The organism is Mycolicibacterium anyangense (assembly GCF_010731855.1).
Classification (GTDB): domain Bacteria; phylum Actinomycetota; class Actinomycetes; order Mycobacteriales; family Mycobacteriaceae; genus Mycobacterium; species Mycobacterium anyangense.
In genome coordinates this window covers 4,080,097-4,097,559 of the sequence record NZ_AP022620.1, presented here as the reverse complement: position 1 = coordinate 4,097,559, position 17,463 = coordinate 4,080,097, and the positions used below count along the sequence as shown (strand labels likewise).

Genomic DNA, 17,463 nt, shown 5'->3' with positions numbered 1-17,463 from the left:
GTGGTCAGCCCTTGAGCAGACTATGACGCTCCAGCCAATCGCGGACGAGTCCCGCCGCGGTCGTCAGATGTGACTTCTGCTCCGACCCGCTGAAGTAGTGGTTCGCTTCAGGCAGTTCGACTAGTTCCTTGTCGTCGTGGGTGATCGCGTCGTACACCTGTTGGGGGTGGCTCGTGGGGACAGCGTCATCGTTCCCGTTGACGAGGATCAGTACCGGTTTCGATACCCGCGGAGCGGCGTCGGCGGCGTCGACTTGAGCTGCGTCCAAGCTCCACTGGGACAACCAGCTGCGAGTGGTGGTGAACCGCATCAGCGCACCGGGACTGGTGTTCGCAATCGCCGGGTCGCCGAGGTAGCTCCACCCGGGGGTTCGTCCGTTCGGCTCGATCGTCGGGTCGAGCCACCTCGGATCGGCCATCGTGCCGTGCACGACGAACGCGAATTCCGCATCTGGGCGCCCCGCGGCACGCAGACCGGCGAGCTTGTCGCGGGCGAATTCGGTGATGCGCCGGCTGCGTTCGCGCTGCCGAGCGCGGTAGGCAGACAGGAAGTCCGCTGAATACGGCGGCTGGTTCGGATTGGCGGGATCGTAGAGGTCGAACTCGCTGGCGCGGTTGTTGTCCGGCTGGATCTCATCGGTGATCGAGGCGTCCAGGAAGTCGGTCAGCAGCCGGTGACGGCTCCGCGGCGCGGCCAACAGCATGACACCGTCGGCCGGCTCGAGTGGGGTGTCGGCAAGCAGTGTCGGCTCCCCGGCGGCGGTTTGGGTGATGACAGGGTTTTCGGCCTCAGCCTGGTAGCCCATCATCGGCGATCCGCCGCCACTCCAACCGGCAAGCACGACGTTCTTGTAGCCCAGCCGTTCGCGAGCGTCTCGGACGCAGGCGCCGAGATCGAGCAGCACATTCTCCATCTGCAGCGCGGAGTCACCGGTGGAGTACCTATTGGCACAGCCGATGACGTGCATGCCGTGGCGGGCGAGTTCGGGAAACAACGGCAGGTAGGCGGGCGAGCCGATGGGATGCATCGCGATGATGACGGTGTCAGAGTCGCTGTCACCACGCAGTAGTTGAGCTTGCCGGACGACGTTGTCGGCGATCGACCCGTACACGTCTTTTCGTGCCGACTTCTCCTGCGAGACAACGAGGTAGGGAGTCCGGATGTATTTCACCTTCGTGGTGGATCCTGGGGTTCCGTCAGTTGCCATGTGGGGTTTCTCCGCTCGCGGTGACAGGGGTGGGACGCTCACGACACCTCACATCGACATGCCGCCATCCACGGCAAGCACGGTTCCAGTGATGTAGGCGGCCTCATCAGAGGCCAAGAACGCCACCGCCGGGGCGATCTCTGACGGATCGGCGAACCTTCCCTGAGGGATGGCCTCGGTCAGCTGCGCCAGCTTCTCCTCGGGTACGCCGGCCACCATCGATGTCGCCGCGTTCGGTGAGATGGCGTTGACCGTGATGCCGAATCGCGCGACTTCCTTGGCCACGGTCTTGGTCAGGCCGATGACGCCGGCCTTGGCGGCTGCGTAGTTACCCTGGCCGATGTTCCCGTGCATCCCGGTATAGGACGTGACGTTGATGATGCGGCCGCGTTTGGCGCTGCGCATGTGTGGGACGACCGACTGTGTCACGTGGAATGTGCCGTCGAGGTGCACTCCTATGACTTGGCGCCACTGCTCGGAAGTCAGCTTCCAGATCACGGCATCGCGAGTGATGCCCGCGTTGTTGGCGGCGATATCCACGCCGCCCGCCCAGTCGACGACCTCGGCGATGGCTGCCGAGACGGCTTCGGCGTCGGACACGTCGACGGCGATCGGAGCGACCGTGGCGCTGCGCTCACCCCAGGCGGCCTCCAGCGCATCGGCTTTCAGGTCGAGGACCGCGACCCGTGCCCCGGAGGCGGCGAACAATCGGGCGATGTCGGCCCCGATACCCTGTGCTGCACCGGTGACGACCGCTGTGCGCCCCGTGAAGTCGAAGTTGATAGTCATGAACGGCGTACGTCCTTCCAGGGTATGTCACGATCGAGTCGAGGCTCCGGCGGAAGTCCAAGCACGCGCTCGCCGAGGATGTTGCGAAGCACTTCCGACGTGCCGCCCTCGATCGAGTTCGCGAGGGAGCGAAGATAAGCCATCCGGACGTCGGAGCCACCATGCACCGCGGCTTCCGTGGGTGCGGTCTCGGCGTAGCCCTCGACGAGAAGGCCCTCCGGTCCTGAAAGATCCACGCACAGTTCGTAGATCGCCTTGTGCAGCTCGGCCATCTGCAGTTTCGCGATCGATCCCTCTGGCCCGGGGTCGACCCCCTGCGCGGATGCACGGATGTTCGTGAGTCGAGCTGCTTCAGCTCGTGTCCACAGGAGCATGAGGCGTTCGGTAACCGCAGCATCCACCCGACCGTCGGCGGCCGCCTTGCGGTATACCTCGACGGCCTGGCCGATGGGGCCGGAGCCCCGCGGCGCCGGTCTGCGCCCGAGGGTCACGCGTTCATTGGCCAGAGTCGTGACCGCTACCCGCCACCCGTCGCCTTCGGCGCCCAGGATGTTGGCCGCGGGGATGCGGACGTTGGTGAGGTAAACCTCGTTGAACTCCGCCTCGCCTGTGATCTGACGGAGGGGACGTACCTCTACTCCCGGTGACCGCATGTCAAGTAGGAAGTAGGTGAGTCCCTTGTGCTTGGGAACGTCGGGGTCCGTGCGCGCCAGGAGGATTCCCCAGTCGGCCACATGCCCGAGCGATGTCCACACCTTCTGGCCGTTGACGACGAAGTGGTCACCGTCGCGTACGGCTCGGGTCGCCAGCCCTGCGAGATCGGAACCGGCGCCAGGCTCGGAGAACAACTGGCACCAGATGAGCTCGCCCGAGAAGGTCGGACGCAGGAACTTCTCGCGTTGAGCATCGGTACCGTGAGCGTAGATCGTCGGAAGTGCCATACCGAGCCCGATGATGTTCCGCGCGGAGTGGTCCGCGGCTCCCGCTCCGGCGAAGATCTCCTCGACGACGGCCTGCCGCGAACTCGCCAGGCCGCGCCCACCTTGGCCCGGCCTGTTGCTGACCACGGCGAGTCCCGCGTCGAATCGGCATTCGCGCAGGCGACGGTCGCCCTCGCGGTCGCCGGCGTCGGGAACAGGGTGCTCGGCCAGGAAGGCCTCCACCTCGGCAACCAGGTCGTCGCGCTCCTCGGCAGCCGCGTCCGGCGACTGAACGGCGTCGCCAGTCGTTGCGTCGGCGGTGACGATCGCCTCCGCTAGCCGCGCGCGATGGCTGGCTGAAGAGCCGAACAGAAGTTGGCTGCTCTTGGCGCGCTTCAAGTACAGGTGAGCAGAGTGCTCCCAGGTGAACCCGATACCACCGTGGATCTGCAAATTGTCGGCGGCGGCTTGCTGATAGGCGTCGGACGCCAGCGAGCGTGCGAGGCTGGCGGCGATCGACAGATTCGACGGATCGTGCACCGCGGTCCACAACCCGTGATAGACAGCGGACCGCGCCGACTCGACGGCGATCAGCATGTCGGCGCATCGATGCTTGATCGACTGGAAAGAGCCTATGGCCCTTCCGAACTGGACGCGGGTTTGCGCGTAGTTCACGGCGGATTCGAGCACGAACGACGCTCCACCGAGTTGTTCTGCCGCGAGATACAGGGCGGCGAGGTCGGCGGTGTGTCGGCGCACGCGGTCCGCCTCGTCGCCCTTCGCGAGCGAGATGGCCGGACTGTCGTCGAATGTCAGCGTCGCGAGCCTGCGAGTGCTGTCCATCGAGACGAGTTGCTCGCGTCGGACGGATGAATCGGGTGTTACTGCGAGCAGTTCCAGGCCGTCGAATGTCTGCGCGAACACGAGGACCGTCGATGCGATACCGCCGTCCAGAACCGTATCGGCGACCCCTGAGACGGTCCAACGTTGTTGTTCTTCTTTCGCGCGCATCAAGTTGAGCGCACTCTGCGGCGTGGCCCAGGTGACCGTCGCGAGTGTGTCGCCGGCGGCGATGCCCGCGAGTGCCCGTCGGACGATCGACTCGTCTGCGATCTGCGTGAGCGCGGAGGCGGCTAGTCCGACGGTCGACAGGAACGGCCCGCTGTACAGCGCACGTCCCATCTCCTCGAATACGACACCCAATTCGATTGGGGTGGCCCCACTTCCACCGAGTTCCTCAGGGATCGCCAATCCCTGCAGGCCGAGCTCGGTTGCCGCCTGCGCCCATACCTGTGCGTCGTAGCCTTCCGGTGTGTCCATGGCAAGACGAACGTCGGCCTCCGACGAGCGCTTCGAGAGGAAGTCTCTGACGATCGCACGCAGCTCCTCGGCGTCTTCGCCGGGCATGTAACTCATCAAAGCCTCCCTGTTTGCGGCAGTCTAAACCATATGGTGTTTGATTTAGGGTGTCCAAGTCAACTGCGAGATCGGGAGAGTGTGATGACAGGATCGCCGAGCCTGGACTTTCAAGGGCGAACCGTGCTGGTGACGGGCGCTAGCCGAGGAATCGGAGAGGCGATCGTTCGCAGTTTCGCGGATCGCGGTGCCGCGATCATTCTGGCTGCACGCAGCGGCGCGGAGATCGCTCGCATCGCCGCCGAGCTGGGAGGTCGAGGTTCTCGCGCTATCGCGGTGACTGCGGACATGACCAACCGTGACGATCTGAGCGCTTTGATGGATCGAGTACGCGAGGAGTTCGGTGGTCTCGACGTGCTCGTGAACAACGCGGGCGTGCTGCCTGCGGCAACGCGCGCTGAGAACGTGTCCTGGCAGCAGTGGGACGAGACGCTTCAGGTAAATCTGTCGACGCCGTGGTACCTGGCGTGCAGAGCGCGGGAGCTGATGACGTCCGGTGGCGTGATCATCAACAACGCGAGTACCGCAGCGTTCTTCCCCTCGCGTGGTCTCGCGACGTACAACGTCAGCAAGTCGGCGCTGGTCACGCTGACCCGCGTCCTGGCACTCGAGTGGGCACGGGAGGGCATTCGCGTCCTCGGTGTCGCGCCGGGAAAGATCCAGACCGCCATGGTCGAGCCCATTCTTCGCTGGACCGAGAAGCACGAGCTCGACGTAAATCCACTCCGCCGTGTCGGTACCGACCGAGAGGTAGCCGATCTGGTGACTTTCCTGGCCTCCGATCGCGCGGCCTACATGACCGGAGTGACTGTCCCCATCGACGGTGGAGAGCTCCTCACCGTCGGTGCTGAGCCGGGTCGTTAAGGATCCGCGCCCCTCCGGTACGGCCAGCAATCGACAAGCTCTACCAATCGCTGTCGTGTTTATGCGTCCCCATCACATCGGGTGCCAATCAGCAGCTACATCCGCTACATCCGCAAAGCACTTGTGAAATGGTCGTTAGCACTACAGCGAGGCTTGACAAAGCTGCGACCGCGCTCATAGGTTCAGCCAAACGGAGATTGTTTTTGCGTGGGCGCTTCGTAGTGCGGGCAGTTGGCGCTCTCGAGGCGTCCCATCCTGATCGCATTCAGCACGGGGAATCACTGTCGGGATTCCTGACGACCTCGGTAGACCAGCCGGGACGGCAGGACGGGTCGAGTTGGTCCCTGCAACTCGACGGCGATGTCCCCCGATCGGGTGGCCACGATTCGTTGTACACGGTGTCTTCGCCCACGCTCGATCTCAGATGTGAAGGAGAAATATGGATCTCGCAGGTGCAGTGGCACTCGTCACAGGTGGAGCGTCTGGCCTCGGACGCGCGACGGCGCAGACCATAAGGGACAAGGGTGCCGAGGTCGTTATCCTTGATCTGCCCGGTGCCCATGGTGAGCAGGCGGCAAAAGACCTCGGACATGGAGCGACGTTCATCGGCGTTGATGTCACCTCCGAACAACAGGTGAGTAAGGCGATCGAACTTGCGGCCGGACAAGGTCCAATCCGATTGCTAGTCAACTGTGCCGGTGTGGCGACTCCCGGCAAGGTACTCGGCAGGGGAGGCGTTCTCGCCCAGACGGACTTCGATCGAGTCGTCCGGATCAACCTCTCGGGCACGTTCAACGTGATCAGGCTCGCCGCGCAAAGGATGGCTCAGACCGAACCGGTCGACGGAGAACGAGGCGTCATCGTCAACACGTCATCTGTTGCCGCGTTCGACGGACAGATCGGGCAGCCGGCCTACTCCGCGTCGAAGGGCGCGGTAGCGGCCATGACACTTCCGCTGGCGCGGGAGTTCGCGCGCCACCTCATCAGAGTGGTATCGATCGCCCCGGGCGCATTCGAGACTCCGATGATGGCTGGATTGCCTCCCGACGCACAGACGTCCCTCGGACGTCAGGTGCCCCACCCGTCTCGCTTGGGCCGGCCATCGGAGTATGCCGCCCTCGTCGCCCACATCGTCGACAATCCCATGCTCAACGGTGAGGTCATCCGCCTCGACGGGGCCATCAGAATGCAGCCGACGTAGGCCTGACGAATCGTTTAGTGGGCAGAAGACCTGGGAGGACGTCACCTTCGATCTTCCGGCGGGCGAGGTCGGCGTGCTGCTGGGCCTGTCGGGTACCGGCAAATCGGTGTTACTGAAGACGCTGATCCTCCGACGAGCCGGTGGTGCGGAAGAGATCGAAGGTGTGCCGCCGCAGATCCAGGCCACCCCGGGTCTGCCCAAGTGCAAGGCGGTCGCCCGGCGTCAGGCCCCCTCGTGTCGGCCGGACTGGTATCTGCGCCGTCGGCGCACGCAATCCAGAACTGTTGTCCGCCGCGCATTCTGACCCCAACGGCGTTCCGATGCTCTCAGCGCCGCTTAGCTCTGGCACACCGTCATCGCGCAGTGATCGGTCCACCTCTCGCATCGGCGACCACTGGTGGCGCTCGAACGAGCTGCGTCAGGGAATTCGCTGGCCCTACTTTGATGCAGCGGTCGGAGCCGACGTGGTCGAGGTTACCGGACCGAACTCGACGCCGACGTCGTTGAGTTCGGGTGCGGCTCCAGTTCGGGTTTGGCGCAAAGGAATAGGGAGTAGATCCAGCACAGCAGGACTGTGAAGGCCATGGCCCCCAGGGTGCCCGCCGTAGTGATGGTGCTGTTCGAGGTCGAACTCACGGTGGAGAAGCCGACCATGGCCCCGGCCGTATGTGTCCCAAGCACCACGGCCGGCATCACGGGAATGATCAGAAACTGGCGGTTCTTGGGCAGGACGCGCAACAGCAGCACAAGGATCACTGCGCTGGCGATGAAACTGTGTCCGTTGATGAAGGCCCACCACAATGGAAACCCACCGACCCGGAAAGGCTGCTCACCGTAGTACGTCCAGAGTCCGAAGTGCAGTGGCACAAGCTCGATGGCGCACGTTGCGGCGAGCATCGTTGCACAGATTGTCCAGAAGCGGCGTGTAGAGAGTCCGCGTTGAAATTGCGGGAGGATGGCCAACCACGCGGGCGCCCAGTAGAACATGTAGGTGAGTCCGATATACATCGGGATCATGCGTCCGAAAGTACTGATCCACGGAACCTGGTCGACCTCCGGAAAGACCGCCGCACCGAGCAGATCCGGATACGGTTCGAAGAACACCGTCAAAGCCCCGGCGGCAAACAGATAGAGCGGAAGCGGTGAACGGTCGCGTCGGGTGCGCACGACGCAATAGGCCAGCGAGGCCGCCGCAAGCACAGCGCACACCACGATCGCAGTGAACTGCACGTCCCATGAAATTCCGTAGTGCGGCGCAGTGGGCATGCGAATCTCCTCATATAGGTCGGTGTACTTTGTACACCGAGCGTGCGTACAAAGTACACCACCCGACGGTGCCACTACGCTGTTTTGATGGCACCTCGTGCGCTGGAACTCACCCGCAGTGAAATCGTCGCTGTGGCACTGGACCTCGCCGATTCGAATGGCCTCGGATCGTTGACCATGCGCGCTCTGGCGCAGCGACTGCACTGCGCCCCGATGGCGGTGTACCGGCACGTCGACAACAAGGATGCCCTGATCCTGCTCGTCGCCGATGAGGTACTCGGCGCGCTCAGGCCGGTCCGGTCCGGCATCGCCTGGCAGGACGCCATCCTGGAATTCTTCACTGCCTTTCGCCAAGCGCTCCTCCAGCATCCGGCAGTCGCCGAGATCTTGGCCACTCGACCAATCGCAACGGATCAGACCCTTCGGCATGCGGAGCACGGCATCGCAGCCCTTAGCATCGCCGGCTTCGACGATGAAACCGCAGTGGAGGCCTTTGTTGCCTTCTCCCAATACACCCTCGGCGCCTCGCTGCCGGGCACTAGTCAGGCGCTTCATCGAGCCTGGCAGAGCATGGAGGGTCGGATCGCCACCGCGGAATTCCCCAACCTCGCGCACGCGGGGAGCCGCCTCTTTGCAACCAGTGCCGACCAACGCTTCAGCGCGGGCCTGAGACATCTCATATCGGGTTATCAACGGGCGTGACGTTGTGCCGGGTACGCCGTCGTGTCCCGGCGACGCGACGCCCACCATGTTGCGTGGTCGCAGATAACGTCTGCGTCACGGAGCCAAACGGCGTCAAAATAGTCGAGACGGTTGTCCGCTGGCAATGTTAACGAATGTTGTTACCAGTCCGGATGTTTCAATAACCTGACCGGCTCGCAGGCGGGCAGATGAGCACCCAACGAGGTGCGGCCGTCGCACCTGCGCAAGGTTGGGGGGTCCGGATCGCTTTTGGCGGCCTTGAGTCAAGTAGCGATGTCGAGTGCGGCGGCCACGATGCTGTCGGTGTCGATGCCGTGATAGCGGTAAACCTCGTCGAGAGCACCGGCTTGGCCGAATCCGGACACGCCCAGTGCGGTCAGTGGCACCTGCTGGACGTTGGCCAGGAACGCCAGGGTGTGCGGATGTCCGTCGAGGACGCTGACGATCGGCGTGGCGCCGTCGGCGGGCAGCAACTGATCGAGGATCCACGTCTCCGCGGTTCGGCGTCCCTGGCGTGCCTGCCAGGCCCGGAACAACAGGCCGGGGCTGGTGATGCAGATGACGTTGGCGGGAATTCCGTTCTGCTCCAGGCGGTTCGCCGCGACGAGGGCTTCGGTCATCGTCGCGCCCATCGCGGCGATCGTCACCCGTGCATCGTCACGTCGGCGCAGCGGGTAGCCGCCGGCAACCACTTGACGGCGTCGGCGTTCCCGGGCGGCAGGGTCCTCGGGCACGTCGGCCAGTGTTTGATCCACCGGCCGCGTCGACAGGCGCAGATATGCCGAGGTGCCCTGTGGCTTACCCAATTGGGCGATACTGGCCAGCAGTGTCCATTCAACATCGATCGCGAAAGCAGGTTCGTAGCTCACGCAGCCTGGCTGTTCGAGTCCGATCGACGGTGTCTTGATGGATTGGTGCGCCCCGCCTTCGGCCGCCAGCGTCACCCCCGACGGGGTGCCGATCAGAATTGACTGACCGCCGGCGTAGATTCCGAAAGACCAAGGCTCGAGCGCTCGTTCGACGAAGGGGTCGTAGAGAACCCCGATCGGGAACAGTGGCTGGCCCCATCTGCTCCACGTAGCGCCGAGTTCTCCGATCAGACCCACCAGATTGGTCTCGGCGATGCCGAGTTCCATGTGTTGGCCGCTGGGTCGCTCATTCCAGTGCATGAGTGTCTGCGCGTCGTCGGCGAACCAGTTGTGTCGTTCGCTGGCCGACCAGACACCGACCTTGTTCACCCAGCCGGCCAGGTTGGTCGTCGAGCTGACATCGGGGCTGACCGTCACCACCCGCTTGGCGGCCTCGGGAGCCTCCCGGATCAGATCCAGCAGCACCCGGCCCAACGCCGCCTGTGTCGTTGCGGTGCCCTTCGGAGTGCGCCCGATATCAGTCGGGACCGCCGGCATGGGTGCGGCATCGACTGGTTGGCGCCGTAGCCTCTGGGCGGCATGTGTACACGCCTGACCCATCGGGCTGTCCTCGGCGAACCGGCGCCACGGGTGATCGGTATCCATGCCGAGGCGGGCGGCCAGGGCCGCATACTCGTCATGGTTGAGCAGCGCCGAATGATTCTGCGGATGCCCCTCGGTGGGCAACCCGTAGCCCTTGATGGTGTAGGCGATGATCACCGTCGGGCGGCTGTCATCGATCTGTTCGAAGGCGTCGTTGAGGGCCGCCAGGTCGTGGCCTCCCAGGTTGCGGATCGCCGCGACAAGCTCGGTATCGTCGAGGGTGGTGACCAGCGCAGCGATCTCGGAACGTTCAGGGCCATCGCCGGGCAACCGCACCCGGATCTGCTCAGCGTCACAGCGCAATAGCCGCTGGTATTCCGGGTTCTCCATCCCAACTATTCGCCGCCGCAACGCCTGCCCGCCAGGACGGGTGAACAGCTCCTGCAACCAACGTCCGAAGCCGACGGTGATTACCTGCCAGCCGGCAGCATCGAACATCGCCTCCAGACGACGCGCAGCGATGTTCGGCACGACCCGGTCCAACGACTGCCGGTTGAGATCGACGATCCAGACCACCTCGCCGAGTTCGGCGATGCCCGGATCGAGGATCGCCTCCCAGACTGCGCCTTCGTCCAGTTCAGCGTCACCGACCAGTGAATACTGCCGGCCACTACCGCCAGAGCCCAAGTGGGCGTTCACATATCGGCGCGCGATTGCCCCCCAGATCGGGGCGGTGGCACCGATGCCCACCGACCCGGTCGAATAGTCCACCGGGTCGGGATCCTTGGACCTGCTCGGATAGGACTGGAGCCCACCGAACTCGCGAAGGGTGGTCAGGTACTTCTCGTCGAGCTCGCCGAGCAGATAGTTGATGCTGTGCAACACCGGCGACGCGTGAGGCTTCACCGACACGCGATCACCTGGCTGCAGGTGCTGAAACCACAGCGCCGTCATGATCGACACCATCGACGCGCTGGACGCCTGGTGGCCGCCCACCTTAAGCCCGGAGGTGTTGGGTCGGACCCGATTGGCGTGGTGGACGATCGACGTCGACAACCACAGCACACGTTCGGCGATCGCGTCCAGCGTTGCCAAGGTGTCGGACCGGTGGGCGGTATGCAGGGAATCAACAGCATTCACGGCGTCCTACTTCACATGTTATGCGCAGATAGCGCATCAAGTGCAGCAGAGCATCAGCAATACAGGCAACCATCACACGCTATTCTGGGCAGAATGCGCAAACCAGTGCGCCTCGGAGGTGGAGGGAGTGGCAAAATGCGCAATCCGGAGCGCGGCGTCGATGATATCGACACGCGAATACTGCGTGCCTTGGTCGCCGACCCCCGGGCGTCGGTGGTAGCACTGGCCGAAGCTACCGGCCTGGCCCGCAACACGGTTCACGCCCGGCTGAGCCGACTGGAAGCCGACGGGGCGCTGCAGACGTTCGAACGCCGCATCGCCCCCGCAGCACTCGGATATCCAATGACGGCATTCATCATGGTGGCTGTCACCCAACGAAAACTCGCAAACATCGCCGAGGCTCTCGAACAGGTCCCGGAGGTGCTCGAAGTCCACGGGCTCAGTGGCGTCACCGACCTCCTGGTGCACATCGTGGCCCGCGATGCCGACGACCTCTACCGCGTGGCCGGTCGCATCCTCGACATCGACGGAGTCGAGAAAACCACCACAGGGCTCGTCATGCGGCGACTCGTCGACTACCGCCTCACCCCGCTGCTCACAGCCGGCCCCGAAGTTTCATCGGACTGAGAAAAAGGCGGGACCACTCGGACGTCCAGAGCGCCCATACGTGTTCTGGTCGTTCCTTGTGCCAAACGTCTTACATAGAAACTATTTTCACGAGGTGGCTGATCTAGCAACAGGAAGGTTGGCGCCAATTGTTGGGCTACTCGGCGCACGCACCGACGTTCGCGCCCCACACAGAACAATTCGGCGAGCGTTCAAGATCCTCGCCACACCAATCCGCCCAACCCGTGGCCTGAAACCAAGTATGGCGACACCACCAGAACCAGGGCACGTCACTTGTTCGCTGACGCTTGGCGCGAATCCGCGTTCACGCGTGTCGCCAAGACCCGCGTGGTGGAGAACGCACCATGGCGGTGCAGGGGCTACGAGGGAAGTATCCGCATGACGAGTGTTGCGACGACGATCCAGCCGGCGATCATGGCGAAGATGACCAACCATCGACCACGGCGAGCCAGCCGGAACATCGTCAGGGCGATCATGACCGTGCCGACGACCATGATGATGGGATTGACGTGAAGCCAGCTAGAGATCTGTTCGCAGACCGACCCGCACATTAGTGTCGCCCGCAGGAGCTGTCAGGTGTTGGCTGCACTCCTATGGATCGACGCACCCGCACGTTTAAGCGGTGCGTCAGGAACGCGTGCTTGGGCTCGACTGGGAGTCCGCTGTGGGACGACACCAGATCTGCAAGCACGTCCGCTTACCCCATCCCAACACCGTGTCGTCTCGATTCTAGACATATGAGACGTGTCATTTCTGTCTCACCGTCATCGTGGATAGGCCAGCGAGTGACGCGTCAGGACCATGAGGCGGAGACGCCCCCTTTGGGCGTGAGAGATTTCGTGCGCGGGTTTTAGTCGGAAGTGGGTAGGTGCAGGTACATCGATTGGATGCCGACGCGTCCGGGTCCGGTGAACCGGTTGAACACCAGACTGGTCCCGCCGAGCATGCCGGTCTTGAGGCCGTACATCTGGACCTCCATCTCCACCGTATCGTCACGGTAGATCCAGCCACCGGGCTCGACGTCGATCTGTTTACCCGGTGCGAGCACCTTTTCGAAGACGTTGCCGTAGCCGTGCAACCACACCACGCCCTCACTGTTGGTCGCGGCGAACCGGTCGACGAAGAACCCGTTGCCCCCCACCAGCATGTTGGCGATTCCGCGTTGCCGGGTGAAGGTGTAGTCCAGATTGCCGGTCGCGGCGAGGTATTGGTGTTCACGCACCTGGATCGCCATCCCGGGATTGAGGTGCAGCGCGAAGAGGTGGCCTGCGCCGTCACGGGAGAACGCGATCTCACCGGGGCTTTGGGTCTCGGTCAGCACGATCGGCATTCCCGCCACCACTCGCTTGAATCCACCGCGCAGGGGATGGATTCCAATCTGTAGGTCGGGGTTCTTCCACAGCACGACGTGATGTTCGAAGAAGACCGGTACCCGCCCGTCTAGACGCACATGCAAGATGGGCACCAACTCGCCGCTGATGGCATATCCCACCCCTGGCGCTTGCCCGCTGGTCTCGGTGGTGGGAAGCAGCCGTGGCGGTGAAAGAGGTTGATCCATGCCGTAGTTGACCTCTCCGTCCGTGCGCCCCAGTGACCTCGAAGCCATCATTATCACGGCCAACTTGCGGGTGCAGCGCCCTCGCTGAGCTGTGAACCTTCCGCCGTGTACCTTCCGGTCCGCTGTCAATGATGACCGCGAAGTGTTTGCGCCCAGGGATTGCAACCTCGTGTCGGCCGAGCACCGGTCACCGCGGCGGCATTCGGCACACGTCAAAGCTGCTATGGCCATGCTCGCCATCTGTTAGCAACCTCGCCATGACCCAAGGCCGCCACTAGTGTTCATGCTCGTGAAAGCTGTGATACTGATAGCCGGGGCCGTGCTAATCGTTGGCGTCGCGCCGCAGGCCCACGCCGACGATGACGACACCACCTACCTGTCGGCTCTTCAGACAGTGGGAGTCCCCGCCGGTAGTCTGGTCGCCGCCACCGCCTACGGTCGCGGATTGCGTGACCGCCTCTCGCAGAAGGGTTTTGACTCGCTGGTGACGATAGTCCAGCATGACATGGCAACCGGGACGACGAAACACCAATCAGCGATGGTCATCGCCGCAGCTATCACCAGCTACTGTCTTCCCGAAGTCGACCTGCTACCGAAAACTCTGACCTACTGAGGTCGCTAGCGAGCGGCGCACACACGAAGCCGGCGAAATCCGTGCTGGGTAGAAACTGTGCGATTCCGTGCTGCCGCAGCTGAATCAGCCCCGCCCTGGCACTAGAGTGGCAGTGCTCTACGACCCCGCCAACCGCAGCAAGGTCGAGCTGGATCACCAGCCGATCTCCGCCGCTGGTGACGCGATCATCGGCAACCGGCCCGAGCTGGCCGAGGCAGAGGTGATGGGCATGCCGATGACTGACCTGATCCGTGAGGCGATTGCCGACCCCAGCGGTTTCCGCGATCAGATGATGCAGCGCGGCGATGCAACTTCAGGCGATGTCCGCTCTGCAAGCGTCTAGTAGCCAAACAACGCAAGCGCAGCCCGCCACATCGCCATCGAACGACCCCGTTGACCGCTTGGAGAGGCTGGCCGCGCTCAAGTACCGCGGCTTGATAACCGACGAGGAATTCGCGCAACAGAAATCCAGGATCCCGGGCGAGACCTGACCGCCCTGATTCCGCGGGAAAGCGGAACCGCCCGGCCACCCCCAACGAGAGAGACGACGGGTCGAGACGACCGAGCAGCGCCACCGCGCCTGGAGTTTCTTTCCGACTCCTCGTCGACCAGACATCAAACGTGAGTAGCCACAACAGCTGAGCGCTACCGCGCCATGTTCGTGAACCGCGACAAGTGCAGCTGGTGCGCGACCGTCACCGTTCGTGTCGGTCCCGCACGGTGTTTGGCGATGATGAGGTCGGCCTCGCCACCGCGCGGGTCATCACTTTCGAAGGCATCTGGCCGGTGCAGCAGGATGACCAAGTCGGCGTCCTGCTCGATCGAACCCGACTCGCGGAGGTCGGACAGCATCGGCTTCTTGTCGGTGCGCTGCTCGGGACCGCGGTTCAGCTGGCTCATCGCGACCACCGGAACTTCGAGCTCCTTCGCCAAAAGCTTGATCTGGCGGGAGAATTCGGAGACTTCCTGCTGACGTGATTCGACCTTCTTGCCCGATGTCATCAGCTGCAGGTAGTCCAGCACGATCAGCCGCAGCCCGGCCTTCTGGTGCAACCGGCGCGCCTTGGCGCGGATCTCCATCATCGTCAGGTTCGGCGAATCGTCGATATACAAAGGCGCTTCGCTGATCTCGCTCATTCGCCGCGCCAGCCGCGTCCAGTCGTCATCGGTCATCCGGCCGGAACGCATATCGGCCAGCTTGATCTTGGCCTCCGCGGACAGCAGGCGCATGACGATCTCGGACTTGCTCATTTCCAGCGAGAACACGATGCTCGGCAGCCGGTTCTTGATGGAGCACGAACGCATGAAGTCCAAGCCGAGCGTGCTGTTGTGTGTCGGGATCATGGCGCGGCTTGCGAGGTATAGGTGATCGACGTTGTCCACCTGTACGCATCGCACGGGCACGCTGTCGATACGACGTATGTCAGTGATGAATCGCGACGAGGAACGAACATTACTGCGGGCTCGACGTTCTTTGTGTACCAATGCTTTCCGGGGCAGGAAGAAAACGTCTTCGTCAGCTGAGAAGTTGAGGATGTAGGCGGTTGAACTCTGCTGCGAACGCCCCTGGACCGACTTCGTCGTTCTGTGGCAACGGTAGCCAAGACTGACGACGAGTTCGAAGACATCATCCGCGAGGCGGCGGTCCGTCACCGAGAACTGCACCGCGCCTCCGTTGGTCACGGTCCCGTCGGTGTCCAACAACCCTGCGAGGAGTGCCCTACGTTGCGCCTCGGAGGAGCGAAGGTAGTCGACCGGGATGTGCTTGGCATTGAGCACTCCGATGGTCCGCAGTCGACCTTGAAGTGTGCCCACTTGGTTCCGGCACTGCTGGCACAGCTGCAGTCCACACGAGGGACCGCCGCAACGACCGCATGTGGGGGCCGGAGCGGGCTCTGACACGAGTCGCGCCCTTCCACCGCATGACTGCCCGCAGGTTCGGACCTGACTTGTCTTGGGAATGAATGGTTTCCCGCAGACAGCACAGTCCCTTGCGTCGGGCGCGGCGGCAGCAGGCAGGGAGAGCTGGTAGCGATATTGCGCGGTGGTGGATCGATGCGCCTCGATGCCTTCGGCTTCGACGCGCATGATGATTTCCGGATCGGCAACCGTGATCTGCGCGGAGGCGCTGGTGCCGTCGCCCAACCACGCACCCAACGTGTAAGGCGGAACAAGAAGCTCACGTTCAGGCGTCTGCACTGGGTTGGCGTTGGCCACCGAGTGGTTGAGTCGGCGATCGCGAGTCGCGCAACGCAGGGTCGCTGCGATCTCCCGCGTCGTCCGAACCGCGGCGAACGTTCGTTGGTTCTTCGTTCGGTTGTAGCCGACAGCGGCTGCTTGAGCAGACTTCCGAGACGCACGGGTGTCAGTCAGCCACTGGTGCTCGGCATCGGCCACGATCACCGTGCCGTCGGAGAACTCCACCTCGTAGCACGGCCGACCGAGCATGACCTCCGTGGCAGCGACCACGCGCGTCGGGACTCCGTCGGCGCCCAGAAGGTAATCACCGACGGCGACCTCGCCCATCGTGGTCCAGCCGTCCGGCGTCGGCAGCAGGGTATCGAGGCTCAGCGCCTTGCCCATACCGGGCCGCGCCGCCACCACGATCATCTGTCCCGGATGCAGCCCGTTGGTCAGCTCGTCGAGTTCGGTGAACCCCGTCGGCACGCCCTTGGAGATACCGCCGCTGGAGGCGATGGCGTCGATCTCGTCCATCGTCGGCTGCAGTAGCTGCTCGAGCGGAACGAAGTCCTCCGACGTCCGCCGCTCGGTGACGTCATAGATCTCAGCCTGGGCGCGGTCGACGATCTCGTCGACGTCTGCCCCCTCGGCCCCGGCGTAGCCGTACTGCACCACCCGGGTGCCGGCTTCCACGAGCCTCCGCAGCAGCGCCTTCTCCGACACGATGCCCGCGTAATACCCGGCGTTGGCCGCCGTCGGCACCGTCGAGATGAGCGTGTGCAGATACGGCAGGCCGCCGATCCGGCGCAGCAGGCCACGGCGATCGAGTTCGGCACCGACGGTCACCGCGTCGGCAGGCTCACCGCGGCCGTAAAGGTCCAGGATCGCGTCGTAAACGTTCTGGTGGGCGGGGCGGTAGAAGTCACCGGGACGCAGCCGCTCCAGGACATCGGCGATGGCGTCCTTACTGAGCAGCATGCCGCCCAGCACGGACTGTTCCGCGGCAAGATCCTGGGGCGGTTGCCTGCCGAAGTCCTCACTGGGCGGAGGGGCGTCCATCCCGGGCTGACCGAGATCGTCAACGACCGCCATAAACTGTCCCCACCTCCTCGCCTGCCGAACGCACGTTCGACTCGCTGTCCAGTTTTGTACCCGCGGGCACCGACAAGGCCGGTCGTCGTGGACTTGGTCTGCATCGCCGAGCCATCACGCTAGACGTTGCTGGAGAACACGCAAACCCGGCCTGTTGGCCAACCTGTTAGTGGTTTGTGCATAGCTGGGGACAGTGGTGTTGAGGCCTTGGGGAAAACCTGTGGATCACTGTGGAGTTTGGCGCCATCTGCCCAGCTGAGCGCACAATAGCGACACTTATGTTCTGTGGATGGCAACTCACGCGGCGTGTCGTGCCGGGTTGCGTTCCCGGGCGTGTTGTGTTGCGGAACCTTATGCGCCAGGTTAACGGACGGTTAGGTTAGCTGACGCTCACCCCACCAGAAGAGTTCGCCAGAAAACAGCAATTCCCCGGGGG

General features: G+C 63.6%; 15 protein-coding genes and 1 pseudogene. 8 read left to right on the top strand and 8 right to left on the bottom strand.

Annotated features, from left to right (window positions below):
* Positions 1-4 precede the first annotated feature (4 nt).
* Genes G6N35_RS19400 through G6N35_RS19390 form a run of 3 tightly spaced genes read right to left on the bottom strand, consistent with a single transcriptional unit; the run spans position 5 to position 4,332 of the window.
* Complete coding sequence (locus G6N35_RS19400) at positions 5-1,207, bottom strand: alpha/beta hydrolase (protein ID WP_163805708.1); 1,203 nt, start codon at positions 1,205-1,207, stop codon at positions 5-7.
* Between the two features lie 48 nt (positions 1,208-1,255).
* A complete protein-coding gene (gene fabG / locus G6N35_RS19395) occupies positions 1,256-1,996 on the bottom strand; it encodes a 3-oxoacyl-ACP reductase FabG (protein WP_163805707.1) in 741 nt (246 codons plus the stop codon).
* A complete protein-coding gene (locus tag G6N35_RS19390) occupies positions 1,993-4,332 on the bottom strand; it encodes an acyl-CoA dehydrogenase family protein (protein WP_163805706.1) in 2,340 nt (779 codons plus the stop codon). The genes fabG and G6N35_RS19390 overlap by 4 nt, the downstream gene beginning before the upstream one ends.
* A 33-nt stretch (positions 4,333-4,365) precedes the next feature.
* Between G6N35_RS19390 and G6N35_RS19385 the strand changes: the two genes are divergently transcribed.
* The 3 genes and pseudogenes from G6N35_RS19385 to G6N35_RS27400 form a co-directional block, all read left to right on the top strand.
* Positions 4,366-5,196 (top strand): SDR family NAD(P)-dependent oxidoreductase, encoded by an 831-nt coding sequence (locus G6N35_RS19385; RefSeq protein WP_322790619.1) that lies wholly within the window; start codon positions 4,366-4,368, stop codon positions 5,194-5,196.
* A 439-nt stretch (positions 5,197-5,635) separates the two neighbouring features.
* A complete protein-coding gene (locus G6N35_RS19380; protein WP_163805704.1) occupies positions 5,636-6,397 on the top strand; it encodes an SDR family NAD(P)-dependent oxidoreductase in 762 nt (253 codons plus the stop codon).
* Positions 6,351-6,560, top strand: a pseudogene (locus G6N35_RS27400) (ATP-binding cassette domain-containing protein); the annotation flags it as partial. The gene G6N35_RS19380 and the pseudogene G6N35_RS27400, both read left to right, overlap by 47 nt.
* A gap of 311 nt (positions 6,561-6,871) precedes the next feature.
* Here the strand turns inward: G6N35_RS27400 and G6N35_RS19370 are convergent.
* Positions 6,872-7,663, bottom strand: coding sequence for a hypothetical protein (locus tag G6N35_RS19370; RefSeq protein ID WP_163805702.1), 792 nt, complete (start codon positions 7,661-7,663; stop codon positions 6,872-6,874).
* A gap of 87 nt (positions 7,664-7,750) precedes the next feature.
* Between G6N35_RS19370 and G6N35_RS19365 the strand changes: the two genes are divergently transcribed.
* Positions 7,751-8,365, top strand: a complete 615-nt coding sequence (locus G6N35_RS19365) for a TetR/AcrR family transcriptional regulator C-terminal domain-containing protein (protein WP_163805701.1) — start codon at positions 7,751-7,753, stop codon at positions 8,363-8,365.
* A 263-nt stretch (positions 8,366-8,628) separates the two neighbouring features.
* On the opposite strand, the gene G6N35_RS19360 is transcribed toward G6N35_RS19365, so the two are convergent.
* On the bottom strand, positions 8,629-10,956 hold the full coding sequence (locus tag G6N35_RS19360; protein ID WP_163805700.1) for a thiamine pyrophosphate-binding protein: 2,328 nt from the start codon (positions 10,954-10,956) through the stop codon (positions 8,629-8,631).
* A 135-nt stretch (positions 10,957-11,091) separates the two neighbouring features.
* On the opposite strand from G6N35_RS19360, the gene G6N35_RS19355 reads away from it, so the two are divergent.
* Positions 11,092-11,583, top strand: a complete 492-nt coding sequence (locus tag G6N35_RS19355) for an Lrp/AsnC family transcriptional regulator (RefSeq protein ID WP_163805699.1) — start codon at positions 11,092-11,094, stop codon at positions 11,581-11,583.
* A 359-nt stretch (positions 11,584-11,942) separates the two neighbouring features.
* Here G6N35_RS19355 and G6N35_RS27645 read toward each other — a convergent pair whose 3' ends face one another.
* Complete coding sequence (locus G6N35_RS27645) at positions 11,943-12,077, bottom strand: hypothetical protein (RefSeq protein ID WP_281357027.1); 135 nt, start codon at positions 12,075-12,077, stop codon at positions 11,943-11,945.
* 356 nt (positions 12,078-12,433) lie between these two features.
* A complete protein-coding gene (locus G6N35_RS19350) occupies positions 12,434-13,141 on the bottom strand; it encodes an AIM24 family protein (RefSeq protein WP_163805698.1) in 708 nt (235 codons plus the stop codon).
* Between the two features lie 283 nt (positions 13,142-13,424).
* Here G6N35_RS19350 and G6N35_RS19345 point away from each other — a divergent pair, with 283 nt between their 5' ends.
* The 3 genes from G6N35_RS19345 (at position 13,425) to G6N35_RS27780 (ending at position 14,245) form a co-directional block, all read left to right on the top strand.
* Positions 13,425-13,754 (top strand): DUF732 domain-containing protein, encoded by a 330-nt coding sequence (locus G6N35_RS19345; protein ID WP_246224646.1) that lies wholly within the window; start codon positions 13,425-13,427, stop codon positions 13,752-13,754.
* A gap of 106 nt (positions 13,755-13,860) precedes the next feature.
* Positions 13,861-14,097: a hypothetical protein gene (locus tag G6N35_RS19340; RefSeq protein WP_220098511.1), complete on the top strand. Its 237-nt coding sequence runs from the start codon at positions 13,861-13,863 to the stop codon at positions 14,095-14,097.
* Positions 14,060-14,245 carry an SHOCT domain-containing protein gene (locus G6N35_RS27780; RefSeq protein WP_163805695.1) on the top strand — a complete coding sequence of 62 codons (186 nt, stop codon included), beginning with the start codon at positions 14,060-14,062 and terminating at the stop codon, positions 14,243-14,245. The genes G6N35_RS19340 and G6N35_RS27780 overlap by 38 nt, the downstream gene beginning before the upstream one ends.
* 154 nt (positions 14,246-14,399) lie before the next feature.
* Here G6N35_RS27780 and dnaB read toward each other — a convergent pair whose 3' ends face one another.
* Entirely contained in the window at positions 14,400-17,027 is a 2,628-nt protein-coding gene (dnaB, locus tag G6N35_RS19330; protein ID WP_163805694.1) for a replicative DNA helicase, read from the bottom strand.
* Positions 17,028-17,463: the final 436 nt, after the last annotated feature.

Bases quoted from the DNA above. Each gene is read 5' to 3' on its own strand.
- G6N35_RS19400 (WP_163805708.1), bottom strand. From the start codon at position 1,207: ATGGCAACTGACGGAACCCCAGGATCCACCACGAAGGTGAAATACATC.
- fabG (WP_163805707.1), bottom strand. From the start codon at position 1,996: ATGACTATCAACTTCGACTTCACGGGGCGCACAGCGGTCGTCACCGGT.
- G6N35_RS19390 (WP_163805706.1), bottom strand. From the start codon at position 4,332: ATGAGTTACATGCCCGGCGAAGACGCCGAGGAGCTGCGTGCGATCGTC.
- G6N35_RS19385 (WP_322790619.1), top strand. From the start codon at position 4,366: ATGGTGTTTGATTTAGGGTGTCCAAGTCAACTGCGAGATCGGGAGAGT.
- G6N35_RS19380 (WP_163805704.1), top strand. From the start codon at position 5,636: ATGGATCTCGCAGGTGCAGTGGCACTCGTCACAGGTGGAGCGTCTGGC.
- G6N35_RS19370 (WP_163805702.1), bottom strand. From the start codon at position 7,663: ATGCCCACTGCGCCGCACTACGGAATTTCATGGGACGTGCAGTTCACT.
- G6N35_RS19365 (WP_163805701.1), top strand. From the start codon at position 7,751: ATGGCACCTCGTGCGCTGGAACTCACCCGCAGTGAAATCGTCGCTGTG.
- G6N35_RS19355 (WP_163805699.1), top strand. From the start codon at position 11,092: ATGCGCAATCCGGAGCGCGGCGTCGATGATATCGACACGCGAATACTG.
- G6N35_RS27645 (WP_281357027.1), bottom strand. From the start codon at position 12,077: ATGGTCGTCGGCACGGTCATGATCGCCCTGACGATGTTCCGGCTGGCT.
- G6N35_RS19350 (WP_163805698.1), bottom strand. From the start codon at position 13,141: ATGGATCAACCTCTTTCACCGCCACGGCTGCTTCCCACCACCGAGACC.
- G6N35_RS19345 (WP_246224646.1), top strand. From the start codon at position 13,425: ATGCTCGTGAAAGCTGTGATACTGATAGCCGGGGCCGTGCTAATCGTT.
- G6N35_RS27780 (WP_163805695.1), top strand. From the start codon at position 14,060: ATGCAACTTCAGGCGATGTCCGCTCTGCAAGCGTCTAGTAGCCAAACA.
- dnaB (WP_163805694.1), bottom strand. From the start codon at position 17,027: ATGGCGGTCGTTGACGATCTCGGTCAGCCCGGGATGGACGCCCCTCCG.